Raw genomic sequence first — 26,906 nt, 5'->3', positions numbered from 1 at the left:
AGACACCACGTGCACCTCGATTCAAACTATCCAACTTGACCACGTGCGCCCAGCTCACATCCTGAAGCGCCCCAGATCAAAACCAGGAATCCACAGTGGGCACTCTGTCAGCGAAGACCGTACCGATCTGACCATCGGTGCCAGCCAAGGCGTGCATGTCCCCCGCCCTTGCGCTCTGATCCGCGGACGCCCCTGGCCAACTACTCGCCAACGCCTCTACTCGGCTCCACGATTCCACGAGATCGCCCGGTGCTGCTTGCCACGAAACCGGCATCGGATAAGGGTCATTGAGGTGCCGTCGTCCGGCCTCAAGCTCCCATTGCCGCCGCACGGCCGCCGCCAAGTCGTCGGCCACCTGAGACAGATCCGGTGCGGATGCGGCTTCTTCCCGATCCGCGCGGTAGGACGCCCAGGCCTGGTATATCGGCGTTAGCGACAGTAGGGCTGTCACAGCGGTCGCCACGGTCCCAAGGTGGAAGCGATGGGCCGCCCACAAAGCTACGGCCATCGAACCGACACAGAATCCGAGCGATTTCAAGCCGATGAGCCGCGTCTTAGATTTCGCCCCTCGCATGCGTCGCAAGCTATCGAGCTTCGGCACCGGTCGCAGTGCACTTCTCGGCCACGGGGTGACGCTGGTCCCAACTCAAGCAATTGTCAATACTTGTGGATCGGACAGGAATCAGGGCCACAGCATCTGCTTGGTCCACCCGTCGGGGGAAGACAGGTAGACGAGCCGGGTGTGGCGGCGCTGTTTGTCGCCTCGCCAGAATTCCACCGACTCCGGGCGCACTGAGTACAGCGTCCAACCTGGCGCCACGAGGTCCGGATCGCTCGTGATCCGCGTGAGGGATGCCTCCACCTGTGCATCCCTCTCGGCCAGATCCGCGAGTGGTTGCGATTGCCGACCGAGCAGGGCTTCCGCCCGTGCCCCCGTACTGCGGGCGAGGAAGTCCGCAGCGCACAGTTCAGGGGTCGCTCGTACAACCGGTCCGCGCACCCGGACCTGGCTGGCAAGCGATGCCCAGTATCAGTTCAGCGCCGCATCGGGGCGGGCAGCGAGGTCGCGGCCCTTGAGGCTGCTCGCGTCCGAGGCGAACTGCCAGCCCTCGGGGCTCACGTCCTTGAGGATGAGTACGCGGGCGGTTGGATCACCGCTGGCGTCCACGCTAACCAGCGTCACGGCATGCGGCTCCTTCACCCCGGCGCTCAACGCGTTGAGCAACCACTCGGTGAACAGCCAACCGCGTGGCCTCAGCCGAACACCGAGCCGGCCGGAGCCAGTACCGTCCGGCTGCAAGGAGACGTCACCTCGGCGGTCAGCCGCCGTTCTGCGGAGTTACCGTCGGCTCGGATGCCGTAGCCGATCGCCTCACACGGCGCACTGGACGGCGCTGTAGCAATGAGGGCTGCGGAGCTGTGCTGCGCTGCCTCGGTTGGTCCGCCCGTCTGCAGAGACCAACCGCCGGCCGTCAAGTGGGTACGCAGTCGGTCGAGTGCCGCAGGCAGGGCCGTGGGGTCGACCTCGTCGATCTGCCATTGATGCCGGGCGGCGCAGACCGACCTGAGCCCCTTCGCGTAGCAGTCCTGGCAGGTGATCTGGGCCAGGTGGTTTCCTTGGTCCATTCGCCCGTGGAGTGCGAGAGCGTCGAGAAAGCGGCTGGAGTGCCAGTACAGAGCCTGGGCCAGCTCCGGTTCCGGTGGGGGCGGTGGGGGCGGTGATGGCTGAGTCACCGGGCTATCGGCTGAGCCGTAGTCGCCTCGTGGTGTCTCGGGCTGTTTCCCGGCCACCTCAATCGTGTTGACGATGTTGAAGAACAACTCGGAGTACAGATTCCAGTCGTCCAAGCATGCGGTGCTGAGGTCGAACAGCCCGATTTCTCCATGGTCCGGCAGCGGAAAGAAGACGGAGATCTTCCCGGTGGTCAGCGCTTCGGGTTGACGGGAATCGGTGATCTCGCCGGGCAGTTCCCGGACCTCCGGAGTGAGCCGGACGGCCGCCTCGCCGGCGGCCAGCGTGATCACTTCGACTTCGCTGTGCGGGGATTCCGCGGCGAGCTGCTCAGCCAGATCCTTGGCCGTCAGCTTTTTGGCCTGCGGCACATCGTCGAGGAGTGTCGCAGTGACTGTCGCAGTGCTCCGTTGTCCCTCGATGTCCAGCAAGCAGAACCCGGCGTAGCTCACGCCCGCCTCTACCATTTCAGCGACGAGGGGGATGCTGGTCACCACGAAGTTGAACCAGAGGTCGTCGTTCCCCTGGGGATACACCTCCGCCGCAAGGTCAGCGAGGTCCTCCGCGAGGTCCTCCGGATCGTCGGTCAGGGGGTATTCAAAGAAGGCAGGAGGGACTCGAAACGTGAGGGGCGGGCCATCGCCCGCTGCAACGGCAACGTTGCTGACCACGTCATTCATGCGTCTATGCACCTGCCGCCGTCAAGAATGCCTTGCCGAGCGGTTTGTCATCGGGCCAGTTCGCCTCGAGACGATGCTCGACACCGAAGCCCTTGACACCCATCTGTGTGCCCCGGGCACCCCAGTGCGCTACGTCGACCGCTTCGGCGCCTTCCTTTTGAAACACCGACGCGGCCTTCTGGATGCCCTTGTGCATGAAGCCGTCCGCCATGCCTCGGGCCATGTGCTCCGACTTCGTCATGCCGGCGCCCGCAGCGACGGCTTTCTCGCCCTTCGCTACGGCGCCGGCGGCCTTCGCGGCCTTCGCCGCAGATCCTGCGGCCTTGAGGCCCTTGACCGCGCCCATGCCTGGGAACACTCCCAATCCGGCGCCGACCCAGTCCATGACACCTACTTTTCCGCCGCGCGATGCCTTCACGCCGTATCCGGCCAGAGCGAGCGCGCTGGCCCCGACGGCCAGACCGCCCAGGATTGCCCCGACCGGTGGGATGGCCATCGTTGCGAGGGAGAGAATGGACAGCACCGCGCTGATGTTGGACAGCAGATCGGCGTGCTCCGCCAGCCAGTCCTTGAAGCCCCGCCATTGTGCCTTCAGGCCGTCAAGCGCATGGTCCCACCAGTGAAGGTCCGGGGGGTGGTTCTCGGAAGCCTTCAGGATCGCGCGTTCGGCCTCGCCCGCCTGGTTGTTCCACCGCGAGCGCAGCTCCTCGGCCTTCTCGATGATGTCGTCGAGCTGGACCTGGGCGTTCTCGGCGGCCTCATACGCGTCACCGAGGGCCTTGTCACTCAAGACGTCCTTGTCCGACGAGTCCATGACCGCGCCCATTTGGGCCTCGGCCTTGTCGCGCAGTGCGTTGTAGTGCTTGCGCGAGTGGTCTGCGCGGCTGCGCGCCTCGACCGCGTCGGCTTCCAGGCCCTTTGCGCGACTCTGCATGGAGCCGAGCCGGCTCTCCCATGTATGCAGCGCCCTGGCGCAGTCACGCATCGACTCCGAGCCCTGCTGAAGGTACTTGGGCAGCTTGTCCAGCTTGGCCCTGAACTTTTCCGCTGCCTCGCCTTCCCATACGCCGTCGGCCTTGCCGACGCTCCTGAGCAGGTCGTGCAGTTCGTCGAGTTCGTCGCCCACCGTCTTCACGTCGAAGGCAAGGGACTGGATGGTGTGGAGGTCCCCCTTGGCCGGATTGAACGTGAGGCCCGGCCAGGCATCATCGTCCGCGATGAACATGCTCTTCCAGGACACGCGGTCCGCCCCCTTGTCGTTCTTGTGTTGCCTATTTCCGGCCGAAGCTCTTGGCGTTTCCGTCATCTGTGGCCGTGTATGCCTCGAGCGTCAGCGACAGCTGCTCATGGATATTCTTGGAGGATTTGGCAATGCGCGTGATCCCGTCCTCCCACTGCGACTGGAACTCATCACAGGAGTCGTCAAGTCCATCGGTGCCCAAACCCTTCGGGCCGACGCTTTTAAGTCTCTTGCTGGCTTCTCGCATGCGCTCATCGCATTCACCCAACTTGCGCAGCAAGCCCTTCATACGGTCGACGTCTATGCGGAAGTCCTGGCCCGCCACTAGCCGTACCTCGTCCCCTGTTTGGCGTGCAGTCTTTGAAGACCCTATCAGCTTGATCAACTTCGCCCGGTGTGGGCGGCAGCTCCGCCACGAAAGGACACACCAGGCATTCGACCCCAGCTGGGCAATATGCACCAATGACAAGATGTCATTTCTTGCCAACCATGCGCAGTACTCTACTCAAAACGAAGCCAATGCCCCGACATCCATAAGATGAGGGGCGGTTCAGCGGAACGGTGAAGCCCCCATCAAGGGCTTCGCTTGGCCTCATTCTCGGGCGCTGGATGCACCTGGGGGGCCGCGCTTCCCCTCACACCAACCGACCCCATGCCGCGCCGAGTTACGCCCGCCTGCAAGGAGTGGGGGCTCTCACTCCTTGCAGGGCCGCGCGGCCCGACATCGGCGTTTCTTTACTAAGGCGTCACCTATGCGCGTACATCGTGCGTCACGACTGGAGAGAACCCGATAAGTCCGCGTGTCCTCGTTATGAGCGTCCGGCGCTTCGGCACATCGGCGGGCCCATGGTTCCGGCGCGAGGGCCTCCTCGCGGAAGCGCCGGGCCGGCCGGTACCTGGTCTCAGCTTGCGCCTCAGGCAGCCGGCCCGACGAGGACGGTCCGCTCGCTACCCGAAGTACAGCGCGGCCTGTGCGTAGATGAGGTTCGCGTTCAGCAGCCCTGTGTCTCCGCGGTACCGGCCCGATTTGAAGGCGAGGGCGGCCTTCCTCGATCCGCCTCCCCGACTGCGCCAGCTGACGCGGTCGGGCTTGCCCCACGTCACGCTGCTGGGGCGTCCGCCGTCGTAGAGGAACCCCAACAATCCAAAAAGCACCCAAAACGGCGAGAGCGCCCAATACATTACCCAGCCGCGAATATTTCCCTTGTAGCCGACCACGCTGCACTGCTTACCGGAGTCATCTATGCGCCACGCCTGACGCACTCCTCGCGGGGATCGTTCATGGGTGATCTGACCGACCAATCGGCCATGCGCGTCATGCACCGCATAGGCAATCGGCTGGCGAGCAGCGCCAGGCTGGGGGACGACGGTGCACAGGGTATGCGTTGGCTCTGCCGCGGTAGTAAGGGTGAAGGCAGGCTGTTCCTCGAAACTGGCGAGGTCGCGATGAACCCGAGCTAGCACAGGGCCAGTTTCCGTCTTCCCTGCAACCGGGTACAGGATCCCCCATGCTTCACACCCCGGCAGTGCGGCGAACTCCCTCGCAACCGCGTGCCGTGAGACTTCAAACGTGAGCTCGGTCATATATCTTGGCTCCATCACTCCGGCTTTAGCTCTCGCCTCTCGACGAGCACCCTCATCCTCGCGCATTCCGATGGCAAGTCACATTTCTCGGGAGGCGCAGGGGGAAAAGAGGAGCCATACCCGAAATGCCCAGCGTGATGCCCGCCCCCTTACGGCTCCCTCATGCATAGTTCGGTCGCCTCCTTGATGGTGCTGCGGTCTTCGGTCTGGTAAGCCAACGGCTGCTCAGCGCCCGACTGCCCTCAACACCAAGATCCGGGCGGCCTCTGCCGAACCGGGCCCTCCCCCAACGCCCTGCGGTGAAGCACAACCCAACTGGGCGGCACGCCCGCTTACATGCGTCGCTGCACCGACCGACCGTCTTCGGTGAGAAGGTGCTGCGGTCCACCAGACGACAGGGATGTCGGGAGCGCCAGTACCCGTGGCAACCGGTGCACGATCCGTGCAGGCTCGCAGAGCGGATCCTTTCAGGGAAGGCAAGGACCTGGTTTTCGACATGCTGTTGCGGACATGACTGCTCCTGCCGTTGGGTGTGCAGAGGCACGAAGTGAATGGGTGTTGCTGACCATGGACCGGCGGGCAGTTAGCCGCGCAAGTCCGTCTGCTGGTGTCCGGTGGCGCCCGCGGACACGAAGGAGACTGCACCGCGCCGACGCCCGATCCGAGTTCTCGCGAATTCGCCGGAGCCGCTGCGGTGACTCGAATCCTCTCGTGCTCGCCACGCCCATTCATGGCATCTGACCTGCGACTTTGCGGCACAGGCCCTTGAATGCGCCGCACGACGCCACTACGGACCGGATTTTCGCGACCGCTTGAATCACCCCGGCCCCGTCGCTAAGGCTCGCGGCCCTACCTCACCGCCGCCTCAGCCGCGCCAGTCCTCTTCTCGCGCGCGCTCTACAGGCTCCGGGGCACGCCGCGCAACGGCATGACCAGCCAGTTCGGCTCGCTCGCCCGCGCACGACGACGGGACCGGACGAGCGTCCGGCCCCCGAGGTGCGCCGCGCCGTACGGCGGACGGGCTACAGCTTCCCGGCCCGCTTCAGGGCCGGCAGTCTGGTTGGCGGCCAGCCGGAGCCAGTCGCCGCGTCGCTCGGGTCCTTGAGGTGCTCGCTCTCCTCGTCGTTGCGCTGCTTGTCGCGCTCCAGCTCGACCCGGCGGCGTGTCCCCGGCCCCACAACCACCGTTGCCCTGTCCTGCCCGCACAAAGAAGTCGGACGGTGCGCGACCTGCCCAGCTTCTCTGCACGAAGTCAAGCCGATGCATGGGCACTGCAGGAGTTTGCGTAGGGTGCCCGCATGATCGTTCAGTGTTTCCAGATCATCAGCCCGGCGAGCGGTAAAGTGGTGAGGGATCACCCAGGGATCCGGATTGGTGCTGAGTATCCGGTCCTGGAGGTCATCACGACCGCAGGCCGGGTCCACCTCCGGCTCCCTGAGCAGCCCGACCTCCTGGTGGAGCGAGACACCCCTGGGCTGTGGGATGCCGCCATGTTCACCGTGGTCAGCAGTCGGGTGCCGGACTGTTGGGTCGCAGGGCTGGAAGACGGCCAGGTGACGCTCGCGCCCAAGGAGTGGCAGCGCCCAGGCTTCTGGGAGGACTACTTCGACGGCGAGCCAACTGCTGGCGCTGAATACGAGCGTCTTCGCTCGGAGGTCCTCTCCCAAGCGTGACCTCGGTTTAGTGATCACCGCTGGCGTTCGCCGGTAGTTGACCAGTCACTTGCACCGGGGCGGGTTGTCGGGATGCCGAGCGCGGCGGGGGACCGCTGGACGAGTCGCGCGGCGTCAGCCTGCTTGGCCCGGACGAAAGCCAGGGTCAGGTCGATCCCTTCGATCTCGCCGAGCCACTGTTCTTCCTCGGCGCGTTTGCGGCGGAGGACCAGGTCCTTCTCGATCTCCGCGAGCCTGGGCAGCATCTTCGGGTTGACCTGGAGGACGGGGCAGCGGATGCAGGCGTGCTCATGGCAGCAGGGTGTCCCGTAGGGGCGAGCACAGTTGCCGAGCTCGACCTTCCGTTTGTCGAAGTGTTCTTCGAACTCGGCCCATTCCTCGGCGGTAACGTCGCCGTATTCGCCCTCGGGCCGCTAGGAACGCCGGTGGTCGAGGTAGCGCTGGAAGTGGCCGACGACGTCCTCGGCGAAGACCGCGACGTAGCCCTGGGTGGATTGCAGGTTGAGATACCCAAGGAGGCCCTGGAGTCCTAGCTCAGACACCAGCCGCAAACTAGCCGGGTGATCACGCGCTCGCCGCCGTGGTGGCCTGTTCGTCGTGTTCCCGCAGCATCCGCATGACGGTGGCGGGCGAGGGGTGCTGGCCCTTCTTCACGCCCGTGGTGGTGACGAGCCGCTTGGCGATGTCGTGCAGGCTCACCTCCTGGTCGCGCAGGTGAAGGGCCATGGACAGCATGGACTGGTCGGTGACCCCCGCGCCGCCGATGGTCTTGCCACGCTTACCGGCGGACTCGTGGCCTTCGAGGGTGCGGTCGCGGATGTACTCGCGCTCCATGCCGGACATCGCGGCGAGCACCGTGAACACGATCCCGGAGGGGGCGTGCGAGCCCTTGAGCTCCCCGGAAAGGAACTGCAGGCCGACGTCGCTCGCCTTCAGCTCCTCGGCGAGCATGGCGAGTTCGATGCCGCGGCCGAGTCGTTTGTGTTCGTGGACGACGAGGGTGACGGCGACGCCGCAGGAACGGATCTCCCCGGCGAGCTTCACGGCGGCCTCCAGCTCGGGGCGCCGGGTGGCGCGGGTGGAGATCTTCTCCGAGAAGACCCGCGTCACCCCGGCCTCGGCAAGGGAGTCGAGCTGTGCGTCGAGGGACTGCCGGGCGGTCGAGGCGCGGGCGTAGCCGAGGCGGACGTGCCCGACCGGCTCGGCGCCGGCGCTCACCGGCCGGGGCAGCGCGGTCCAGACCGACCCCGGCTTGCGTACGGCGGGGGTCGGCACACTGAGCGCCTTGGCGAGTTGGGGCACGAGGCGGAAGCGGGTGGTGTGGTACTGGATGGCCACTTTGCCCTTGCCGGTCCGGCAGGGGGAGCCCGCGGGGGCGGCGCAGGTGGACATCGGGCCCCCGCGCTGGCCCGCCTGGGCCGCCGCCCCGTGCTCATCGGCGCCGGCGAGTCGACGGAACGAGACGAGTTCACGCGGAAGGAGAAGCGTGCCCTGGTCCGTGCCGCCTGCCCTGGTGACCGGGGCCAACACCGGCCTGGGGTACGAGACAGCCAAGGCGCTCGCCGAGCGCGGGGCCTCCGTGGTGCTCGCCGTGCGCAACGTCGAGAAGGGCGAGCAGGCCGCAGCGCGCATGACCGGCGATGTGACCGTACAGGCGCTGGACCTGACCTCGCTCGACTCCGTCCGGACCGCGGCGGCGGCGCTGCGGTCCCGGCTCGACCGGATCGACCTGCTGATCAACAACGCCGGCGTGATGTACACCCCGAAGCAGACCACCCGGGACGGCTTCGAGATGCAGTTCGGCACCAACCACCTCGGCCACTTCGCGCTCACCGGGCTGCTGCTGGACCTGATCCTGCCGATGCCCGGCTCGCGCGTGGTGACGGTCAGCAGCACCGGCCACCGCATCCGGGCCGCGATCCACTTCGACGACCTGCACTGGGAGCGGTCCTACAGCCGGGCCGCCGCCTACGGTCAGCCCAAACTGGCCAACCTCATGTTCACCTACGAGCTGCAGCAACGGCTCGCTACGCACGGCACCACCATCGCGGTGGCCGCACACCCCGGCATGTCCAGCACCGAGCTCACCCGCAATAGCCTCGCGACCCTCCGCCTTCCGCTCACCTGGCTCGCGCCACTGATCACCCAGACGCCGGCGATGGGCGCGCTGCCGACCCTGCGCGCCGCCACCGACCCCGCCGCGCTCGGCGGCCAGTACTACGGCCCCGGCGGACGCAACGAGGTCAAGGGCCACCCCAGGCTGGTCACCTCCAGCCCGCAGTCGTACGAGGCAGCCGTCCAGCAGCGGCTGTGGGCCGTCTCCGAAGACCTCACCGGGTGAAGTTCCCCATCGCCGAGTTCAAGCAGAACCCGCTTTCCTCCGGATCGGCCGCCACCCCGTAGCCCGCGCTGGTAACAGACGCCGACCCGTCCCGGCGCAAGCGGGTGGTGCCAAGGCCGACGAGGCGCACGCACTCCGCTTCGTGGGCGGCCATCCGCCCGCGTCGCCGTGCAGGCCTCTTGCGGCGCATACGTCCAGGTGGGCAGTACGTGGTGGTCTTGCCCTTGGGACCCTGCTGAAAGAACAGCTGCATCAGATGATCGGTCAGAAGCGGCCTAAACGGGGATGTCTCATGAGACATGCTGAGCGCGCAGAATATGACCAGGCGGCGGCGTACGGACGGTTCGTGGAGGAGCCGACGCGGCGGAGCTGGAGCGGTTCTACTTCCTGGACGACGTGGACCGGGACCTGATCGTGCTGCGCCGTACCGCGGCGCACCAGCTGGGGTTCGCGGTGCAGATGTGCACCGTCCGGTACGTCGGTCGCGCGCAGTGCGGCCGCCCGCGGCCCGTGCGCGGTCCCTCCGTCATAGACGCTCCACTCCGACGCCGACTGGCCGCCGCACCGGAGCCCGGATCGAAGAAGACGGGGGCTGGGACGGTGCCGTCGGCCAGGAGCACGTCGACCGCACCCTCGTGGGAAGAGCCGAACTCCTCCGTCGTCCACGTCTCCCTCTCACCCATGACAGCCCTCCAGCTGCTCTGCCCATACCCTTGGCGCCCCGACCGGGCCCGGAGACGACAATGCCGCAGCCCCGACGGACCCCACCACCGGATTCACCGAACGGGCGCGAAGCCAGTGTTCAAACCGGTGGACCAGCCCGCAGGCGCCGTGCGCCGCGTGCCCCAGGGCACTCCAGCCCCACCAGCAACGAAATCCATCAGCTGCATCCAGCAATGCCGGCGACCGGGCGTAGGTAGACGGCCGCTGGCTACCCGACCGGGGGCAGCAGGGGCCGCCCAAGGGGTGGATATATCTCGCGTACGCGGGCGCGGTCCTCGTCGCGACGAACCAACTCACCGCATCCCGGGCATCGTTGACACATTCTGCGCTGGTTCTTTCAGGTTTCATCCGTCCGGTTCGGGGCGGCGATGAGGAAGGGACGTGTGATGGCACGGCAAGACGAGTACGACGAGAACCAGGCGCCGAGGCGGCTGAAAGTGCCGGTCACGACGTGGCGGTGGGCGCGGCACGTCGGGGTGATTCCGGAGCCGGATGTGTCGAGCTGACAGTGGTCGCGGTTGCCGTACTTCACCGACAGGTGCACCCACTGCGTTGCAGCGATGGTTACATCGGCAACGGCGCCGGTGCACTCGGTGCGCCTACCCACGCCTTCCACGCATGGATATGGGCGTGTGTAGGTTCCGTCGTTGGATAGTCAAGGAACGATCAGCGTAAGGAACGATCAGCGTGGTGTGCCGCGCTGGTTCAGCGCACGCGGCCGTTCCACCATGCGCTTTCTTCCGGACCGCTCCACAGTCCCTTTCTGTCTGCGGGCAGGTTGAGAGTCACCTCTACCGCCATGCTTTTCGCCGCGCTCGGGGGCAGGGCGAACCCCTGCGTGATCACCTTTGTCATTCCGGGTAGCAGCAGCGTTTTACCTACGCTGCTGGAATGTTCTTCACCGTCGAAGACGGGGTCGGCCATCTTCCCGTTGGCGTCCTTGGCGCCGATGCCGAGGAACTCCTCAAGGTTCACGATGTTGGTCGAGCCGTTGCGGATCGTGACCTGCGCGGCCAGTGTCCGCTTATCCCCTGGGGTGCCGCTTTGTGAGCCGTCCTTCAGTTTGCGGGGGGTGTACGGCGTGGGTGCTGAGACCGTCGCCTGCACCCCATTCTTGAAGCACCAGGTGGTGTGAAACCCCGTCGTCGGGGATGGCGAGGTGCCGGGCTTGGCCTCCGATGCGGATTTCGTCTGCACCTGGTCTGCCTGGCACGAGACGTGGTGGAAGAGATTGGTGGCGGCCACGGCGCCGTTGAGGCACCACACGGTGGCCAGTCCCCCAAGGACCGCGCCGATCAGGCACCTGCCCCGATTGCCGGCGTAACCCTGTTTCACCTGTCGGGCCCCGAGTATTCCCAGGGCCAGAGCGGTGGCGACGAGGATCCCCGCCGCCCAAAACAGGACCCGGGCGGGTCCGGTCGATCCGACGACGCCGAGAAACGCCAGGATGAAGAGGCCGAGAGCGGCGAGGGTGACGGCTGCAGTACCGAGACCGTTGCCGTTACGGCGTGGCCTGGGACGGGCATCAGACGGTCCGGGGAAGTCCGGCTCCGCCGGGCCCCCGCGAGAGCCTGCCACCGTGTGAGAGGGCGGGGAGCTGTCTCCGCAGGACGGGTCCGCCTGCGGCCTCGGGGAATCAACCATAACTACTCAATTCTTGATGACGTCCGGCCTCTTCTTGCCAGACGGTCACAGTCACCGGGCGGTTGCGACTTTTCACGTGGTGAAGGATCCGTGCCGGTTCTTAGACGTCGATTCATTTGGTGAGGCGGCGGCAGCAGACGAGCGTTGCGGGGCGGGTCGGCTCGGGTGGGGTCTGCAGGAACGCGGTGATGGTGTCGGTGGCCTTCACCGCGTGCTTGGCGCCGGGGCGTGCGGCTCCGCGGGCGGTGCCGCCGAGCTCCCGCACCGGCCGGTCCAGCACCGTGGCCGCGGCCTCCAGACCGGGACCGGTCAGGTTCCACAGCTTCTCGCTGACCAGGTTGCCCGCGGCGTTGGTGTGGATGCCCGAGCCAGGGATTCCACCAGGCCGTCGCGCCCGAGATCGAGGCAGCCGTTGCGGACGGTCTGCGGGCCGGCCGTGCCCGGACACATCAGCTGACGGAGCTGCTCGGCGGTCGCCACCTTCACCACGCCCAGCGCGGCGAGGACCACCTGCCGCGTCTTGGCCGTCGAGCCGTACGGCCGACGCTTCGTCCCGCCCACTGTCCCCCCTTCTCCACTGCTCCGGTCACGCCCGGTGCGTCCGCTCGGCCCTGCGGCCACGAGCCCGACCCGGACCCGACACCCCACCCCCAACTCACTAACACCAACCACTGACAAGGAGAGGGGAAGGAGGGTTGCCGAAGTGCCTGAGACCGCTTGCCAGGCACTCTGACCTGCCATTTATCCCCTGAGTCTCGGGAGGGCGGCGTAGAGGGGGGGGCGGTAGGGGAAACGGTAGGACGCGCAGCAGGGGGCATGACGTGCCGGCAGTCCTCAACACCCATCAGCAGCGGGGTGCTTACCACTGCAGTCACAAGCGGGGCATGCCTCAGGGCATGCCCGAACTCTGTGCCATGTGCCATCGCCTCCAACGAAAGCTTTTGCGCGCGCCGTCGTCCGGATGATGGGGTGGCGCGGTGACCAACCACGATGATGCGGCGGCTGTCCGACCGTTGACCCTGGCTTGGGTGAGCCGGCACCTGGAGGTCGGCGAACGGATCGTCAGAACCGAGGCGCTGCAGGGCGGCATCACCGCCGAAATGCGGCGGCTGACTGTCGGCACGCGGGGCGGAGGTACCCGCGACTTGGTGCTGCGGACCTTCGTCAACGTGGAGCACGCCGAAGACTGGCTGAACAGGGAGGCCGGCGCCTTGACCCTGCTCACGGGGACCGGCGTGCCGGCTCCTGGACTGGTCGCGGTTGATCCGACCGGCGCGCATTGCGAGTATCCGTCGCTCCTGATGACGCACCTGGCGGGCCGGACGGTCCTCGCCGATGAGGGACTGGAGACGCGCATTCCTCTGCTGGCCTGTCAACTCGTGGCGATCCATGCGTTGCGACCCGCCGAGCGGCCCCGGCAGTATGTGGAGTGGACGACCGCCGACACCGTCGTGACTCCGAAGGGTGCCGACGCGGCGGCATGGGCCGCGGCGATCGACGTGATCCGCAGGCCCGCGCCGCCCTATGAAGGGCGATTCCTGCACCGGGACTTCCAACCCGGCAACGTGCTGTTCGACGTGCCGCCCCCAAGCCCGGCAGGTGCCCGGATCACCGGCGTCGTCGACTGGGCACAGAGCTCCTGGGGCCCGGCGGACCTCGATGTGGCGCACTGCTCCACCAATCTCGCGCTGCTGCACGGCCCGGCGTGGGGTCTGCGGTTCGCTGAGGCGTATGAGGAGGCCGGCGGGGTGCTGGCCGCGGCCGCGAGCGAGCGGCTGTACTGGCGGGTGCGGGACGGGCTGGCGTTCTCAGAAGAAGTGCAATTGGTGGCGCAGCCATGGCGGGAGGCGGGGAGGAAAGAGCTGACGACGCGAGCCGTGGAGGAGCGGCTGGATGCCTACGTCACCGCCCTGATGGACGCGCTGGGCTGAGTCAAGGCGGTCCGGGGTGCTCAAGCCAGTCTCCTGCACCGCCAGGTCGAATGCCTGGGCAAGCAGAGTGGGCTGCTCGCCTGTGTAGCTGCTGACGGGCTCGGGGGCGAATCCGGGTTGCCCGTCGAGCGCGCGGGGGCGTTGGTAGGTTCTGCTCGCCGTGAATGTGTCCGCTTCGCGCTCCTGCCTGCTGTCGCCGGTGGCATCGCCGTGCAGCATCGGGTGACCGAGTTCGTGGGCAACAGTGAATCGATGACGGTAGACGTCTTTGGCCAGGTTGCGGGTCAGAATCACCAACGGCCGTGCCGAGCGTGATGAGAACGCGTCGACTGTCGAGGCGGCAGCGCTTCGTGCACGCTCTGAAAGCCGATCTCTCGTTCCGAAGCCCGCCGACGAGGGAGATCAGGTCCTGGATCGAGCGACCGAGCCTGTCCAGGGCCGGGACGACGGGGGTGTCCCCGGGGCGCAAGTAGTCCAGCGCGGCCCACAGCTCCTCGCGCTCCGCGTTCTTGCCGGACTTCTTGTCGGCGAAGATCCGCGCACATCCGGCAGCCTCCAGGGCAGCGATCTGCCGATCGAGCAGCTGGCCCTTGGTGGATAGCCGGGCGTATCCGATCCGGGCGCCGGCTGCGGACGCGGGGAGTGCCGCCAGGGGCGGCGAAAAACTTGGTGTGCGGGGCCGACGGAACCGGGTAATCTCTTTGTCATGTTCTTCCAGACGCCGATTCACGAGTGAGAGCGTGATGGGCCCCTGCTGACGTCCTTCGACGTCGCCGCGCCCATCCCCACCGATGAATCCGTAGATCACTTCACATCATTCCGGGAGAACCCGTGAGCAAGAACATCAACAACCCCGTGGGCATGGGCGGCGGCCAGCGCAAGAGGCTGTCCCGCGCCGAACGGCAGAACAACGGTCCGCACCGCAACCTCGACCGCCAGGGTGCCGCCGACCAGAAGGCGGAGCTGGTGCGCAAGATGCGCGAGAAGGCAGGCGCAGCTGAGGGCGCCGGGCAGACGGGCGACGGCGACACTGCACAGAGCTGACGCCTGACGCGCCGCCGCAGGGCGGCACCGCACGGGGCAGGGCCCGGACCGCGACGCGCGGTCCGGGCCCTGCTGCCGTACCGGCCCTCTGCTGCGTACCGGGCGCGGCCGGCCCCGTTCAGCAACCCGGGCGTTCGACTCCCCATCAACAGTGCAGCTCAGCACCGCGTACAGGTAAAGATGCACCTTGCACAGCACCTCACCACGTGCAGATCCGAGGCGGTGAGGGCGAGTTCGGGGCTTTTCACATCGCAGCATCATGGAGAACGGCGATCTCCGGCGGGTACTGTTGGCGATTTTGGCGGCGCTCCAGTGATCCATCGCGAACGAGACGTCCGCGAAAGCCAGGTCGTTTGAAAACGCTGGTCACAGTCGGTCTCAACGGCCTGGCAACCGCGCTGGTCAGCAACCCACCACACGCCAGACGCAGTGCGGCAGGACGGCAGGTCGCGCCGGTACCTCGTGCGCGTTGAAACCCGAAGCCTGGAAGGCCACGTCCGCGCCGGGAACAGCCGGCCGGCCGGCACGGTTGCATCGACCGAGGGACCGGCGCCGCACGGGCGGGGAACACGGAGACCACAAGGCCGTCCGCCCCACCAGGATCCGGGCCCAGGTTCGCGGTACGCCCGCCGCGATCTCGGAACAAGACGTATTTCTGCAGGAGGACTGTTTCATGACTGACCGGCCCTTGACGCTCATGGCAGTACACGCCCACCCCGACGACGAGGCCACCGGAACCGGAGGGGTCCTGGCGCGCTACGCGGCGGAGGGCATCCGCACGGTTCTCGTGACGTGTACCGACGGCGGTTGCGGTGACGGACCGGGGGGTGTCAAGCCGGGCGATCCCGGGCACGATCCGGCGGCCGTCGCCCTGATGCGCCGTCAAGAACTCCAGGCGAGCTGTGAAGCCCTGAAGATCAGCGATCTGGAAACGCTGGACTACGCCGACTCCGGGATGATCGGCTGGCCGAGCAACGACGCCCCCGGATCCTTCTGGCAGACCCCCGTGGAGGAAGGCGCCGCCCGACTTGCGGAACTCATGCGGCACTACCGACCCGATGTGGTCGTCACCTACGACGAGAACGGCTTCTACGGCCACCCCGACCACATCCAGGCCCACCGCATCACGATGGCGGCGCTGGAGATGACCGCGCTGACACCGAAGGTGTACTGGACGACGATGCCCCGCTCGACGATGCAGCGGTTCGGGGAGACCATGCGCGAGTTTCATGAGGACATGCCGGAGCCGGATCCTGCCGAGGCCGCCGCGATAGCCGAAATCGGCCTTCCCGACGATGAGATCACCACGTGGGTGGACACCACCGCATTCAGCGGTCAGAAGTTCGATGCGCTGGCGGCACACGCCAGTCAGGGCGAGAACATCTTCTTCCTCAAGATGGGCAAGGAGAAGTTCGGCGAGCTGATGGGAATGGAGACCTTCGTACGTGTCAAGGACGCCACCGGCGCGGCCGTACCCGAGAACGATCTCTTCGCCGGACTGCGCTGATCCACCCGTCCGGCCGAGACCCGGAAAAGCTCATCGGCCGCACGGCGCAATCGAGCGCATCAGCACCCGTCGGGGACCACGGCCCAGCGCGTTACGGGCGGCAATCCGCTTGGTCACGTGGGTGAGCAAGGCGCCGAGAACGGCACCGGCCAGGAGACCGGCAAGGACATCGTGCGGGTAATGTGCGCCGATCCAGACTCTGGAAGCAGCCATGAGCAGAGCGGCCGGAGCGGCAATCCACCCCAGCAGGCGGTCGACACTCCACAGGGCGGCAGCCGCCGCTGCGGCGATCACCGCGTAGCTGCTGGGGAACGACCAGTCACCCGGTGCCGGGCAGGCATCCAGCGGCGCGACGGGCAAAACCTGACAGGGCCGCTGCTCGTTCACCCAGCCCTTGACGACGTCACCGGCCAGGAAGGGCAAGCACGACCACAGCCGGCACTGCCAGCACGGGCAGTTGCGGTCGTCCGGCCGTGCGCGCCCGCCACCACGCGACGATCATGAGGAGGGCGAACAGCCCGAGTCCGTATGCGGACCACACGGAGATCACCGAGTCCATCGCGGCGATGTGTGGTGAGCGAGGCGTGTCACGCCGGTGTAGAGACCGTTGTCAGAGAAGCCCGGGGCTGCGGAAGGGGGCAGGCGACTCATCGCGCATCTCCGCTGGCGACGCTCCGGTCACGGCGGGAGCGGCGGCTCCGCAGGACCTCTCGCACAAGGGGGAGAAGGGAGACGAGGACGATGAGGGAGCCCAGGGGCAGCAAGTAGCGGTCGACGTTGGGGATGGAGGATCCGAGTCCGCACCCGGCGAGCACCAGGCCCACGGTCCACACGAGGCCGCCGATGGCCTGCCAGCGGATGAAGACCCGCGCCGGGACATCGAGCGCGCCGGCCAGGGGGTTGAGAACGGTGCGGACGACAGGGACGAAGCGGGCCAGGACGATGGCCTTGGCGTGCCCGTACCGCGCCAGCAACACCTCGGCGCGTTCGGCTCCCTCGTGCAGATGCCGGGACCGACTGCGGGCAAGGATCGCCCGGCCTCCCCGGCGGCCGATCCAGTACCCCACCTGAGCTCCGGCCAGCGCCCCGCCGACCGCCGCGAGGAGAACCTGCCAAAGCGAAAGGTGCACCCCCGCTCCGCCGGGCACTCACAGCAGGCCCGCAGTGAACAGCAGGGAGTCGCCGGGCAGGAAGAAGCCGACGAGCAGACCGGTCTCGGCGAAGAGGACGGCGGCCACACCCAGCGCGCCGAAGGCGGTCAGCAGCGACCCGGCGTCCAGGGCGTTGACCGCGAGCCGGCCAGGTGCGGCACGGCGCAGAATTGCGGGTACAAGGGCACGCCAGACTCCTTCCAGAGAGCGTGGGACAGCGGACCACCGAAGACGGTCTACAGCAATGCAGTCTGTCTACACAACTGTAGACGCTGCCATGAGATGTCATTCCATGACTGAGGAGCGCGGCGATCGCCGCCCGCCCGGAGAACTGGAAGCGAGCGTGCTGGCCACACTCTGGGCCGCGGTGGCCGGTGTCTCTGTATCAGGTGTTCGTCTACAGTGCAGTAGACGGTCTACCCGGTTGTAGTCGCTTGGAGGCGTGGTCACCCGGCCGCCCCCGCAGCGCGACCACAACAACACCGACCTGTCCACAGTCGGTCTGGGGGAAGCCGCGGGATCCGGACGTCCACGCCGTGTCCGCCACGGGCGCTGTAGGCCGCTGCCGTCGGCTGTCGGCCTGCCGGCGCACTGCTGACCCGCGCTGCACCCCGGGACGAGCGCCTGAACCAGTGAGGTGAATATGTTGCGTCTCACCATCCTGGTCGTCGAGGACGACCACGCCGTGCGGGACGTGCTGGTGCGCGGACTGCGCGACGAGGGCTTCGAAACGCTGGCCGCCCAGGACGGTGCCACCGCCCTGCGGCTGGCCGGCGACGGCGTGGATGCAGTGGTGCTGGACGTGGGGCTTCCGGACGCGGACGGCCGGGACGTGTGCCAAGCATTGCGAGCGAAGGGGTTCTTCAGCCCGGTCGTCTTCCTGACCGCACACCACCAACTCCACGACCGCCTCAGCGGGTTCTCCGCCGGGGGTGACGACTATCTCCCCAAGCCCTTCCACCTCGCCGAACTCGCGGCCCGACTGCGTGCTGCCCTCAAGCGCTCCGGGGCCGCCGCTCCGACGACCGCCGGGGACCTGGTCCTCGACCCGGTGCACCACAGCCTGTGCGTACGGGACGCCGAGGTGGCGCTGACGCCCACCGAGTTCCGTCTGCTGGCCAGGCTGATGGCCGGCCTGGGGGCGGTGGTACCCAGAAAGGAGCTGGTCCGGGCCGGCTGGCCGGAGGGCGCGCAGGTCAGCGACAACACCCTCGACCAGTACCTGAGCCGGCTGCGCCGCAAGATCCGGGGTGCGGGCAGCGGCCTGACGATCAGTACCATCCGCGGGATCGGACACCGGCTGTCATGAGTACCGTCCCCGGCCTCCTCGCCGCTCTGGCCGCCCACTGCCGCCCCCGTACGCTGCGGGGCCGCCTGTCCCTGATCGCGCTGACCACTGCCGCTCTGGTGATGGTGATCCTCACCGTCGTCTTCAACACGGTCGTTCGCCATCGCCTCCAACAGCAGGCGGACGACGAACTGCGCACGGCCCAGGGCCCCGGGCCCGCAGCCGTCGTCGTTACCGCCATGGACCTCGCGCCCTACCGCGACTCGGCCGACACCCTGCTCATCGCCTCCCTCGCCCTCGATGCCACCGTCCTGGCCTGCACCTACGTCCTGACCCGGCTGGCGGTGGGACGTGCCCTGCGGCCCGTGCGGGCGATGACGGAGCAGGCCACCCGGTGGAGCGTGGTCGCCTCCGAACAGCGCTTCGGCGCCGGGGACCGCCCCGCCGAACTCACCCGGCTCGGGGCCTCGCTGGACGAACTCCTGGACCGGATCCGTGCCGTGCTGCGCCACGAACAGCAGCTCACCCGGGAGCTCTCCCAGGAGCTGCGCAACCCCCTGGCGCGGATCACCGCCGAACTCGACTGGTGGCAGGCCCGCCCCCGCTCCCCCGCCGAAACCCGCGCCACGCACGTCTCCATCGCCGATGCTGCCACCTCCATGCGCACCATCTGCGAGACCGTCCTCGACGACGCGGGCCGGCGCACACACCGTCCCCGGCACGGCGGACGTCATGTCCGTGCTGCGCCGGCTCGCCGCCCGGCTCGACACCCCGGGGAAGACCACGCTCACGGTGTCCGGTCCGGACACCCTGGTGACCGGGGTGCCCGCCGCACTGCTGGAGCGCATCGTCGCCCCGCTCCTCGACAATGCCCTGCGCTACGCCCGTTTCCGGGTCGCCGTCCGGGTCTCGCCGGCGGACGACGGCATCCGCGTGGCGGTCGTCGACGACGGGCCCGGCGTCCCGGCCGCCTTCACCGCGCGCCTCTTCCAGCCGGGTCAGCGCGCCGACCCCGAGGACGGACACGGCGGAGCGGGCCTGGGGCTGCCGCTGGCGCGACGCCTGGCCCGCTCCGCCGGCGGTGAGGTGACCCATGACGCCGGGCGCCCGGTCACTGGTGGAGAAGGCGTTTCTTCAGTGATGGGGGGCCGCGGGCCGCAGCCCCCGAGCGCATCGGGTGGGCTACCTCGGGCTGATCGTGACCCTGTAGGTGGCTCCGGACCTGCCGTGGGTGCTCACGGTGACGGTCTGGCCGTGGCCGTCCCAACTGGCCTTGCTGCCTTGGATATCGATGCGGTAGCCGCCTGGGTACGTGTCCCTGGGCACGGTGATCCGGGTGGGTCCCTCTGCGTTGTCGCGGGTGCGGAAGGTGAGCGTGTAGGTGCGTGTGGCCGGGTCGTACGCGAACTTGAGCGGGTCGCCCGCGACGGCCCGCGCGTACGGCTGGACGAGCAGCTGGGCGTTGGGCTTCGCGGCGCCCGTCTGGTCGAGGAAGCAGTAGCCGCCGCCCCGGCACCACTGCCACCACGTCCAGCCACTGGAGAAGCGGTCCAGGGAGGCCGTCATGTCGGTGACGAACTGGCTTGCGTGCGGAACGTAGGGGTTGCCGCCCCACTCCCCCACGATCACCGGCATACGGTGACGGATCGGGTAGTCGCTGATCGCGGCCTCGAAGGCGGGGATGAAGGTGCCGTTGGGGTCGTAGTCGGCGCCCGTTTCCATCCCGGTCTCGTAGAAGTGCGGCGCGTAGCCGGCGTGCGGGTCGTCGATGTGGCCCAGCTGGGTGGGCACGCCGAGACCGACGATGACGGTTGGTTCGACGAATACCCACGACCTGTGGTCGACCAGGCGGATCGCCTGGGCAAGGCGGTTCCACAGCTCGGTGAGCTCGGTGGCCTCGAAGCGGGCCGCGGCGGCGGGGAGGTCTTCGCCTTCGAGGAACTTCGCGAACGGCTCATTCATCAGGTCGTAGCCGAGTAGTGCCGGGTGCCTGCCCAGGGCGGAGGCGACCGTCAGCCACATGCGAGCGTGCGCGGTACGGAGGTCGGCGTCCTTGTACAGGTGGTCAAAGGCGGTCTGTACGGATGGCTCGAAGTACTCGGAGAACCAGTCGTCGGGTATCGGCCAGAACGGCAACCCCTCGTCGCGGGTGGCCCAGTCGGGGACGCCGCGGGAGCCGAAGTGGGGGCCGTATACGTCCTGGTGGGCGTCGAGGATGACCTTGATGTGGTAGCGGTTGGCCCAGTCGAGGATGCGGCGCATCTTGGTGAGGTAGCCGCGGTCGTAGTGCCCGGGGGTGGGTTCGAGGTCGTCCCAGAAGAACGCGAGGCGCGCGAGGTTGAAGCCCCGGGCGGCCATGTCCTTGAGGTCGCTCTCGTGGATGTCGGCGAACGCGTTGGCGCCTCGGCTGTTCTTGTCGGCGAGGTTGAAGCCGCGCCACTGGAGCGCGCGGCCTTGGCCGTCGGCGATGAAGGTGCGGTCACCGACCGTGACCCGGTCGGTGAAGCGGTCGGGGGCGCGGTTGGGGTCGGCCTGGGCCTGCGCGGGGAGGACGCCGAGCAGGAGGGCGGCCACGGCGAGGGCGGCGGGGGCGACGCGGGAGGTCAAGCGCATGCAGGAGCCCCTTTCGAGGGAGGCTGCTTGGGCAGCGTGCTACTGGCCGGCCGGATGCTACTGGCGGGTGGGTGAAGTTCCCAGGGGTTCACGGGAGTTGGCGGGGCTTCCCGCTTCAAGGGCTTCCCCGGCGTCATCGCCGTGGGATTCCCCAGGGTCTTCGCCTGGGTCTTCCTCAAGGCCTTCGCTGGGGGGTTTCCTCGGGCTCTTCGCGGCGCCCGGCCCGCGCCTACGAGCGCAGGTGCTCCTCGAAGTCGACGTGAAGCCACTCGCACTTCGCGGCGCGGGCTTCTTCGGCCGCAGTTGCGATGAGCGCGGCTCCGACTCCTCTCGACCGGAAATGCTGGGCGACCACCGTGTCCAGGATCAACGCGTTGAGGGAGGCGTTGTCGGTGGGCCATGGTGAAGCAGGGCTCTCCTCGGCCGGCGGCTCCTCCACAGGTTCTGCCGTCGGCGGGGCCGCGCGCAGACACGTGCGGTGCTGGGAGACACACCGTTTCTGCTGTTTGGCCGAAGTTGTGCCACAGGTGCCAGCGATCGGCCACCTGGCGGGCCTGCGGGGCGCCGAGGGGCACTCGAACGCGACATCCGGACCTGGCTCGCCGACTGCAACGAGCGCCCCCGCCCCGTCATCTGGGCCAAGTCCGCCGACGAGGTCCTCGACAAGTCGCTACTGCCGACGAATCTCCGACACAGGTCACCAGGACATGTTCTCAGAAGGTGACCTGGGCGCCGGGTAGGGCGGCGCCGAAGAGGCCGTGCGGGCCGCGGAGAGTGAGGCCGGTGGCTGTGCCGCAGAGGCTGGACGATCCGTTGGTGGCGGGGCCGCTTGGGGTGCCGCGGGCGATCCAGATGCAGCCGTCGTTGTTTTCGGCGGGAGTGCCCACGACGGATTCCGCCTTGCCGTCCTTGTTGAGGTCGACGAGGTGAACGGCGCTGCCGAATACGTCGTCCGCTTCGGCATTTCCGGAGATGCCGGGGGTGTCTTGGGAGTAGGCGGTGGACTTGTCTGTGGTCAGGCCGGCAGCGGAGCCGTACAGGACGACGGCGCCGCCGGCGAAGGCGCGGTCGCCGATGGCCTCGCCGGGCACGCCGACCAGGACGTCGTCGTAACCATCGGCATTGATGTCGCCGGTGCTCAGTGACTGCCCGAAGCGGTCAGCGAATTCCGCGGCGCCGGGGATGCCGGGGGTGTCCTGGTGGAAGACGCGGGGTTGCTGATCGACGGTGATGCCGTGGGCGCTGCCGTAAAGGACCTCAATCTCGCCTCCCTTGTGGGCGCCACGCTCCCCGTCGACGGTTCCGTCCTCCGCGATGCCGGTGATCAAGTCGCCGTAGCCATCGCCGTTGACATCCCCGATCCGGCCGGTGTGACCGTCGGCAGAGGGCAGCTTGACCGGCCAGTTCTTGGTGGGGTCGGAGGAGACCACCGGGCCACGATCGAGGAGGACAGGGCCGCGGTAGTCGCCGTCGGTCGGTCCGGGCAGCCAGAACCGCTCCGCCCGGCCATCGCCGTTGACATCGCCCATGACCACCCCGCGTGCGCCGAAGCGCCATTCGCGGTACTGCGAGGCGGCCTGACCGGTACGGCTGAAGGGCCCTGAGTAGGAGGCGCCTTCGCAGCGCGATGCGACGGTCACTTCCGGGGTTCCGTCACCGTTCATGTCTCCTGTGGCCAGGCCCATTCCGAAGCCGCAGTGGGTCTGGCTCTGGCCGAACCGTGCGACCGGATTGATCGTCGCACCACCCGTCAGCCCGGATGGCCCACCCCACACCACGGTCACCGAACCGCGGGCGTCTTTGCCGTCCACGGCCTCGTGAGGCGCACCGATCAGCAGGTCCGCATAGCCGTCGCGGTCGATGTCCGCACTCGCCACCGACGCGCCGAAACCGTCGAACGCTTCCGGCTCACCCGGCACCCCCCGACTTTCCTGAGTGATCACGGCGCGCCGGGCGGGACTCACCGAGGAGGCGGACCCGTAGAGCACCACCACCGCGCCGGCCTCTTCCACCGCGCCGTTGGCCGCACCCGGTGCCCCCACGGCCAGATCGCGGTATCCGTCGCCATTGAAGTCTTCCTGCACCGCCGCTGTATTCGCACCCTTGTAAGGCGCGGCTGCCGATGCCGGACCTGAGACCAAGACGGCAGCGGCGACCGTGGTGAGCACGGCGGATAACGCAGCGGTTCTGTGCAACGGAACTCCCTGATCCGAAAGGTGAGATGGCCAGCTTCGCCATGTGCTCGGCCACAGCCGTCCCTCGCCGGCGTCGATGCCGGCATCACTCGCCACACACGACACACCACATGGGCCAATGGTTGTAGACGGCCGGCGGCAGCACCGCCGACTCAGGACATGTGGTCCGGCGAGGGGGCCGGCTGCTGCAACATCTCATTGCGGGCTCAAGGGGCCTGCCGGTCGGCCGCAACCATGGCCTATTGCCGGCCGGATGAGCTCTGCCGTCGGGAGAGGACAAGCCTCCGTCGCTCTCGGTCGATCCCGGTGACGGTGACCGCGATCTCTCCACCAACCCGGACGACATTGATCACAAAGGGCGCTTGCGGCTGGAGACGCAGGTCGAGGGACTGGCGGGCGGGCCCTTCACTGCTGGGAGGCCCGCCCGCCGGGGACGGGCGGGCCGATGCGCCACTGCTACTCCTGGAGCTTCTCCCGGATCTCCGTCAGGGCGGCCGACACGTACTCCTCCGTGTGCGTCTTGTCGAGGCCGAGCCCGCTGAGCACGCCCTCGCCGTTCTCCTGCTCCAGCAGCGCCAGCAACAGGTGCTCCGTGCCGACGTAGTTGTGGCCCAGCCGCAGCGCCTCGCGGAAGGTGAGCTCAAGGACCTTCTTCGCGCGGGCATCGAAGGGCACGAGGGCGGGCAACGGGTCACTGGAGGGCTCCGGCAGCGCCTCGGCCACCGCCTCTGCGACCGCCTCCAGCTGTATGCCCTGGGCGACGAGCACCCGTGCGGCCAGCCCCTCCGGGTCGTCGAGCAGACCGAGCACGAGATGCCCTGTGCCGATCTGCGCGTGACCACCTTCGCGGGCCTTGTTCTGGGACGCGACGACAACGCTCCTGGCCCGGGGGGTGAACCTGCCGAAGTCCTGGCTCATGTCGGACGCCGGCTCGTCCTTCGTCACGAACCGCTTCTGGGCGGCCTGCCGGGTGACGCCCATGGACTTGCCGATCTCGGTCCATGAGGCGCCGGAGCGGCGGGCTTGGTCGACGAAGTGGCCGATGAGGTGGTCGGCCACTTCGCCGAGATGGTCAGCGGCGACGACCGCGCTCTGGAGCTGTTCGAGGGCGTCGCCGTGCACCTTTTTGATCGCCTCGATGAGGTCGTCGAGGCGGACGGGATTATTCATCTGAGTTGGTTCCACCATGAGGCAACCCTAGGTTGACAGTCGAGCGCGCGTCAACCCGTGGTTGACATCTCGGTAAGGGATTCCCACGCCCTGTCTCTGGGGTGGGAAAGGCACGGGGGGAGAGCGGGAGCCCGGTCGTTGCGGTTGCCCGGGGGCGGCCGGCCGACCACGGCGACCCGACCGGCCCATTGGCCACAGCAGTCGCAGTCACAGTCACAGTCGCCTCGCTGACTGCGCCCAGGGATCAACGTTCCCGTTGGCGTCGTTCGTGAAAGATTTCCGTGAAGACGGCGACCTTGGCGCGTAGGGCCCAGGGGTCGAACGGCTTGGCGATGTAATCCACGGCCCCTGCGGAATAAGCGCGGGCAGAGTGTTCGGCGTCGATGCTCATCGCGGTGAGGAAGATAATGGGCAGGTCCCTGTGACGGGCGCGCCGTTTGATCTGGGCTGCGGTCTCGTAGCCATCCATCTCGGGCATTTGGACATCCAGAAGAAGAACGGCGAAATCGTCGTGATCGAGGAGCGCTTTAAGTGCCTCCCGGCCACTGGAGACAGCGACGATCTCCTGGTCCAAGCCGTCCAGCACTGCCGTCATGGCAAGCAAGTTCTCCGGCTGATCGTCGACCACCAGCACTTTGGGAAGGCAGGGCGTGTTGGGTTCACCAGCGGTGGTTTCGAGGGGGGCCTGTCGCTGTTCCTCGATGGTGTCGATCTGCCGTTCCAACAGTTTGCAGCGTTCCTCCGCCTGGCTGTGCCGAAACTGGACCGCTTCCAGCTCGTTCGTGAGCCTGGTGACTTCGGAGCTCAGGGCGTCACGTTCACGCAGCAGGTTGGCGATATCGGGGGCGTGGGCCTCCAGAGCGTCAGCTCGTGCGCGTTCCTCGCTCCACGCGGACTCCAGGTGTGTGAGGCGGACCTCGAGATCGGCGATGCGGTGCTGACGGTCCAGCAGCGCTTCGCCGATGACGTCGCTGTGCGCAGTGGTGCTGCGGGCTGTGCGGTCCGCGTCCGCGAGTTGCTTTTCGAGGATCTCCACCGCGTGCTTGGGGGAGGATGCGGTGGCGATGGCTGCCTGATGCAAGCGGCGCAGCAGGTCCATTGCCTCTTGTGTGGCCGGCTTGCCGCGGTGTTCGGCGAGGTCGGCGAGCAGGTCCATGACCACGTCCCAGGGAGGGACGGCTCTGCCGCTGAAGTAGCGCGAGAAGGTGGCCGCGTTGCGATGCCGTCTGCTGGAATAGCGGCGCAGGGAGACGTTCAGCCCTTGGAAGAGCTCCCGCAGTGCGGTGGCCAGAGCCCGTGCTTCGTCGCTCAGCTCTTCTGGGAGCGGGTTCATCTCAGACATGGCGGTGAACCTCTTCGGACCCGTCGGCTTGAGGCAGGGCGCCTTGAGGGGTGCAGTTCGCATCGGTCGCGACAATGCGATCGAGGAAGATGATCACCCCGCCCGTGCCGGCCACTCCGCCCAGCAGGCTCTCAGCTATTGCGTGACCGGCCAGGAGCGATAAGGCCACGGTCACGACACCGCCCACCAAGCCGAGGAAGAGCAGCACGACTGCTCTCAGCGACAGCAACGACGGTTTCACATCGGGCCCCTTTGGCTATGACCGCGTGCAGCGGTGCTGTGCCGGTGCTCTGCCGGCGAGCCCAGCATGGCGGCTGATGAGCCGTTGCGAAGGCGTTGCGAAGCCGTTGCGGGAGCCACGCAGCGTTGCCTTCTCACTGCACGTATGAATCGAACGCCAAAAGCCCAGTTGAAGCGCCAGTTGTTCGTATGTCGTGCCCGGCATTGCAAGAACAAGCTGCAACGCCATGGGTGTTGCAGCAGGGCCCGTCCGCAGGTGCCCCGTCCCGGCCTCGTGGAACTCCAGGCTGCCGTCGTCCGCAACGGTGGCGCCGCCCCTCGTTCGCCGTACAGGGACTGCGTCTCCTCGCGAACCGCAGGCATGTGCTTTTGCGTAGCTTCTCCGGTTCCTGAAGTCGTGACCGTCCAAGGAGTGACGGATGGCTGCCGTCAAGGGGGCTGTCACGCCCTGTCTGAAAGCAGCCCTCGGGAGGGGGCATCGGGTGCCCTTCGCACCCAGCGTGCTGACCTGGCGCAGTGCGCCTTGCGCCAGGTGCTGCCGCTCGATTCCGGGCGGGTTGGGGTGGGGGGTGGAATCGGCTGGAAGACGTCAGGGGCGGATATGGGACGGGCATCGCATGCTTTCAGTCAATTCTGTGAAGCATGGGACTTGATGCAGGTCAGAGCGGACTTCCCGGCAAGTCAAGCTTTACGCAAGCCTGTTGACAGCGGTGGAGTACCGCTGCGACCTTGTCATCGCCTCGCCACTCGAACGGTCGGTCGTGCGCTGCGGCCCCCGTTTTGGCGTTGGCTCGGTTCATGTGGTCCC

25 protein-coding genes and 6 pseudogenes are annotated in these 26,906 nt (G+C 67.6%); 8 read left to right on the top strand and 23 right to left on the bottom strand.

Annotated features, from left to right (window positions below; genetic code table 11):
• Positions 1–682 precede the first annotated feature (682 nt).
• The 7 genes from AB0C46_RS02800 to AB0C46_RS02770 all read right to left on the bottom strand — a co-directional run bounded on the left by AB0C46_RS02800 (position 683) and on the right by AB0C46_RS02770 (position 6,420).
• Positions 683–820 carry a pyridoxine 5'-phosphate oxidase C-terminal domain-containing protein gene (locus AB0C46_RS02800; protein ID WP_362825185.1) on the bottom strand — a complete coding sequence of 46 codons (138 nt, stop codon included), beginning with the start codon at positions 818–820 and terminating at the stop codon, positions 683–685.
• 210 nt (positions 821–1,030) lie between these two features.
• Positions 1,031–1,213: a pyridoxamine 5'-phosphate oxidase family protein gene (locus AB0C46_RS02795; RefSeq protein ID WP_362825184.1), complete on the bottom strand. Its 183-nt coding sequence runs from the start codon at positions 1,211–1,213 to the stop codon at positions 1,031–1,033.
• Positions 1,214–1,254: 41 nt separating this feature from the next.
• Positions 1,255–2,412, bottom strand: a complete 1,158-nt coding sequence (locus AB0C46_RS02790; RefSeq protein WP_362825129.1) for a hypothetical protein — start codon at positions 2,410–2,412, stop codon at positions 1,255–1,257.
• A gap of 4 nt (positions 2,413–2,416) precedes the next feature.
• Entirely contained in the window at positions 2,417–3,652 is a 1,236-nt protein-coding gene (locus AB0C46_RS02785; RefSeq protein ID WP_362825127.1) for a putative T7SS-secreted protein, read from the bottom strand.
• A 31-nt stretch (positions 3,653–3,683) separates the two neighbouring features.
• The gene (locus tag AB0C46_RS02780) at positions 3,684–3,977 is read right to left on the bottom strand and encodes a hypothetical protein (protein WP_362825126.1); all 294 of its coding nucleotides are present in this window, start codon (positions 3,975–3,977) and stop codon (positions 3,684–3,686) included.
• 623 nt (positions 3,978–4,600) lie between these two features.
• Positions 4,601–5,236 (bottom strand): hypothetical protein, encoded by a 636-nt coding sequence (locus AB0C46_RS02775; protein ID WP_362825124.1) that lies wholly within the window; start codon positions 5,234–5,236, stop codon positions 4,601–4,603.
• 1,022 nt (positions 5,237–6,258) lie between these two features.
• Positions 6,259–6,420 (bottom strand): hypothetical protein, encoded by a 162-nt coding sequence (locus tag AB0C46_RS02770; RefSeq protein ID WP_362825122.1) that lies wholly within the window; start codon positions 6,418–6,420, stop codon positions 6,259–6,261.
• A 114-nt stretch (positions 6,421–6,534) separates the two neighbouring features.
• Here AB0C46_RS02770 and AB0C46_RS02765 point away from each other — a divergent pair, with 114 nt between their 5' ends.
• Positions 6,535–6,909, top strand: a complete 375-nt coding sequence (locus AB0C46_RS02765) for a hypothetical protein (protein ID WP_362825121.1) — start codon at positions 6,535–6,537, stop codon at positions 6,907–6,909.
• Between the two features lie 14 nt (positions 6,910–6,923).
• Here the strand turns inward: AB0C46_RS02765 and AB0C46_RS02760 are convergent, their stop codons facing one another.
• The 3 genes from AB0C46_RS02760 to AB0C46_RS02750 form a co-directional block, all read right to left on the bottom strand.
• Entirely contained in the window at positions 6,924–7,154 is a 231-nt protein-coding gene (locus AB0C46_RS02760) for a recombinase (RefSeq protein WP_362825119.1), read from the bottom strand.
• Positions 7,155–7,322: 168 nt separating this feature from the next.
• Positions 7,323–7,451, bottom strand: a complete 129-nt coding sequence (locus AB0C46_RS02755) for a hypothetical protein (protein WP_362825117.1) — start codon at positions 7,449–7,451, stop codon at positions 7,323–7,325.
• A 22-nt stretch (positions 7,452–7,473) separates the two neighbouring features.
• Positions 7,474–8,301 (bottom strand): recombinase family protein, encoded by an 828-nt coding sequence (locus tag AB0C46_RS02750; RefSeq protein WP_362825116.1) that lies wholly within the window; start codon positions 8,299–8,301, stop codon positions 7,474–7,476.
• A gap of 94 nt (positions 8,302–8,395) precedes the next feature.
• Between AB0C46_RS02750 and AB0C46_RS02745 the strand changes: the two genes are divergently transcribed.
• Positions 8,396–9,250 (top strand): SDR family NAD(P)-dependent oxidoreductase, encoded by an 855-nt coding sequence (locus AB0C46_RS02745; RefSeq protein ID WP_362825114.1) that lies wholly within the window; start codon positions 8,396–8,398, stop codon positions 9,248–9,250.
• 292 nt (positions 9,251–9,542) lie between these two features.
• Positions 9,543–9,736, top strand: a pseudogene (locus tag AB0C46_RS02740) (DUF4158 domain-containing protein); the annotation flags it as partial.
• 574 nt (positions 9,737–10,310) lie between these two features.
• On the opposite strand, the gene AB0C46_RS02735 reads toward AB0C46_RS02740, so the two are convergent.
• The 3 genes from AB0C46_RS02735 to AB0C46_RS02725 all read right to left on the bottom strand — a co-directional run bounded on the left by AB0C46_RS02735 (position 10,311) and on the right by AB0C46_RS02725 (position 12,065).
• A complete protein-coding gene (locus AB0C46_RS02735; RefSeq protein ID WP_362825190.1) occupies positions 10,311–10,589 on the bottom strand; it encodes a hypothetical protein in 279 nt (92 codons plus the stop codon).
• 89 nt (positions 10,590–10,678) lie between these two features.
• Complete coding sequence (locus AB0C46_RS02730; protein WP_362825113.1) at positions 10,679–11,551, bottom strand: hypothetical protein; 873 nt, start codon at positions 11,549–11,551, stop codon at positions 10,679–10,681.
• 178 nt (positions 11,552–11,729) lie between these two features.
• A complete protein-coding gene (locus tag AB0C46_RS02725) occupies positions 11,730–12,065 on the bottom strand; it encodes a hypothetical protein (protein ID WP_362825111.1) in 336 nt (111 codons plus the stop codon).
• Between the two features lie 529 nt (positions 12,066–12,594).
• Between AB0C46_RS02725 and AB0C46_RS02720 the strand changes: the two genes are divergently transcribed.
• A complete protein-coding gene (locus AB0C46_RS02720; RefSeq protein ID WP_362825109.1) occupies positions 12,595–13,548 on the top strand; it encodes an aminoglycoside phosphotransferase family protein in 954 nt (317 codons plus the stop codon).
• A gap of 213 nt (positions 13,549–13,761) precedes the next feature.
• On the opposite strand, the pseudogene AB0C46_RS02715 reads toward AB0C46_RS02720, so the two are convergent.
• Together AB0C46_RS02715 and AB0C46_RS02710 are read right to left on the bottom strand one after the other, a co-directional pair.
• Positions 13,762–13,842, bottom strand: a pseudogene (locus AB0C46_RS02715) (hypothetical protein); the annotation flags it as partial.
• A 109-nt stretch (positions 13,843–13,951) separates the two neighbouring features.
• Positions 13,952–14,278: pseudogene (locus AB0C46_RS02710) on the bottom strand (recombinase family protein); the annotation flags it as partial.
• Between the two features lie 101 nt (positions 14,279–14,379).
• Here AB0C46_RS02710 and AB0C46_RS02705 point away from each other — a divergent pair.
• Complete coding sequence (locus AB0C46_RS02705) at positions 14,380–14,592, top strand: DUF6243 family protein (protein ID WP_362825108.1); 213 nt, start codon at positions 14,380–14,382, stop codon at positions 14,590–14,592.
• A gap of 673 nt (positions 14,593–15,265) precedes the next feature.
• Positions 15,266–16,099 (top strand): PIG-L family deacetylase, encoded by an 834-nt coding sequence (locus tag AB0C46_RS02700; protein WP_362825107.1) that lies wholly within the window; start codon positions 15,266–15,268, stop codon positions 16,097–16,099.
• Between the two features lie 30 nt (positions 16,100–16,129).
• Here AB0C46_RS02700 and AB0C46_RS02695 read toward each other — a convergent pair whose 3' ends face one another.
• A complete protein-coding gene (locus tag AB0C46_RS02695) occupies positions 16,130–16,522 on the bottom strand; it encodes a phosphatase PAP2 family protein (protein ID WP_362825106.1) in 393 nt (130 codons plus the stop codon).
• A 224-nt stretch (positions 16,523–16,746) separates the two neighbouring features.
• A pseudogene (locus AB0C46_RS02690) lies at positions 16,747–17,421 on the bottom strand (DedA family protein).
• Between the two features lie 475 nt (positions 17,422–17,896).
• Between AB0C46_RS02690 and AB0C46_RS02685 the strand changes: the two are divergent.
• Together AB0C46_RS02685 and AB0C46_RS02680 are read left to right on the top strand one after the other, a co-directional pair.
• Positions 17,897–18,559 carry a response regulator transcription factor gene (locus AB0C46_RS02685; RefSeq protein ID WP_362825182.1) on the top strand — a complete coding sequence of 221 codons (663 nt, stop codon included), beginning with the start codon at positions 17,897–17,899 and terminating at the stop codon, positions 18,557–18,559.
• A pseudogene (locus AB0C46_RS02680) lies at positions 18,556–19,642 on the top strand (HAMP domain-containing sensor histidine kinase); the annotation flags it as partial. The gene AB0C46_RS02685 and the pseudogene AB0C46_RS02680, both read left to right, overlap by 4 nt.
• Before the next feature lie 78 nt (positions 19,643–19,720).
• Here the strand turns inward: AB0C46_RS02680 and AB0C46_RS02675 are convergent.
• From AB0C46_RS02675 to AB0C46_RS02650, 6 genes and pseudogenes are all read right to left on the bottom strand, one after another.
• Positions 19,721–21,151 carry a cellulase family glycosylhydrolase gene (locus AB0C46_RS02675; protein WP_362825105.1) on the bottom strand — a complete coding sequence of 477 codons (1,431 nt, stop codon included), beginning with the start codon at positions 21,149–21,151 and terminating at the stop codon, positions 19,721–19,723.
• Between the two features lie 229 nt (positions 21,152–21,380).
• Positions 21,381–21,527: pseudogene (locus AB0C46_RS02670) on the bottom strand (GNAT family N-acetyltransferase); the annotation flags it as partial.
• A 337-nt stretch (positions 21,528–21,864) separates the two neighbouring features.
• Positions 21,865–23,235 (bottom strand): hypothetical protein, encoded by a 1,371-nt coding sequence (locus AB0C46_RS02665; RefSeq protein ID WP_362825103.1) that lies wholly within the window; start codon positions 23,233–23,235, stop codon positions 21,865–21,867.
• A gap of 567 nt (positions 23,236–23,802) precedes the next feature.
• Positions 23,803–24,516 carry a Clp protease N-terminal domain-containing protein gene (locus AB0C46_RS02660; RefSeq protein ID WP_362825102.1) on the bottom strand — a complete coding sequence of 238 codons (714 nt, stop codon included), beginning with the start codon at positions 24,514–24,516 and terminating at the stop codon, positions 23,803–23,805.
• A 244-nt stretch (positions 24,517–24,760) separates the two neighbouring features.
• Entirely contained in the window at positions 24,761–25,858 is a 1,098-nt protein-coding gene (locus tag AB0C46_RS02655; protein WP_362825101.1) for a response regulator, read from the bottom strand.
• The gene (locus tag AB0C46_RS02650) at positions 25,851–26,099 is read right to left on the bottom strand and encodes a hypothetical protein (RefSeq protein ID WP_362825099.1); all 249 of its coding nucleotides are present in this window, start codon (positions 26,097–26,099) and stop codon (positions 25,851–25,853) included. Before AB0C46_RS02650 ends, AB0C46_RS02655 begins: the two co-directional genes overlap by 8 nt.
• Between the last annotated feature and the right edge of the window lie 807 nt (positions 26,100–26,906).

The sequence above is a fragment of the Streptomyces sp. NPDC048637 genome (assembly GCF_040650675.1).
Taxonomy (GTDB): domain Bacteria; phylum Actinomycetota; class Actinomycetes; order Streptomycetales; family Streptomycetaceae; genus Streptomyces.
The sequence above is the reverse complement of the archived record's forward strand: the minus strand, read 5'-3'. Positions and strand labels throughout refer to the sequence as shown.

What these genes read in the sequence shown, in the direction of transcription:
- AB0C46_RS02700 (WP_362825107.1), top strand. Translation starts at nt 15,266, where the DNA reads ATGACTGACCGGCCCTTGACGCTCATGGCAGTACACGCCCACCCCGAC.
- AB0C46_RS02775 (WP_362825124.1), bottom strand. Translation starts at nt 5,236, where the DNA reads ATGACCGAGCTCACGTTTGAAGTCTCACGGCACGCGGTTGCGAGGGAG.
- AB0C46_RS02675 (WP_362825105.1), bottom strand. Translation starts at nt 21,151, where the DNA reads ATGCGCTTGACCTCCCGCGTCGCCCCCGCCGCCCTCGCCGTGGCCGCC.
- AB0C46_RS02750 (WP_362825116.1), bottom strand. Translation starts at nt 8,301, where the DNA reads ATGTCCACCTGCGCCGCCCCCGCGGGCTCCCCCTGCCGGACCGGCAAG.
- AB0C46_RS02655 (WP_362825101.1), bottom strand. Translation starts at nt 25,858, where the DNA reads ATGTCTGAGATGAACCCGCTCCCAGAAGAGCTGAGCGACGAAGCACGG.
- AB0C46_RS02790 (WP_362825129.1), bottom strand. Translation starts at nt 2,412, where the DNA reads ATGAATGACGTGGTCAGCAACGTTGCCGTTGCAGCGGGCGATGGCCCG.
- AB0C46_RS02765 (WP_362825121.1), top strand. Translation starts at nt 6,535, where the DNA reads ATGATCGTTCAGTGTTTCCAGATCATCAGCCCGGCGAGCGGTAAAGTG.
- AB0C46_RS02760 (WP_362825119.1), bottom strand. Translation starts at nt 7,154, where the DNA reads ATGCTGCCCAGGCTCGCGGAGATCGAGAAGGACCTGGTCCTCCGCCGC.
- AB0C46_RS02660 (WP_362825102.1), bottom strand. Translation starts at nt 24,516, where the DNA reads ATGAATAATCCCGTCCGCCTCGACGACCTCATCGAGGCGATCAAAAAG.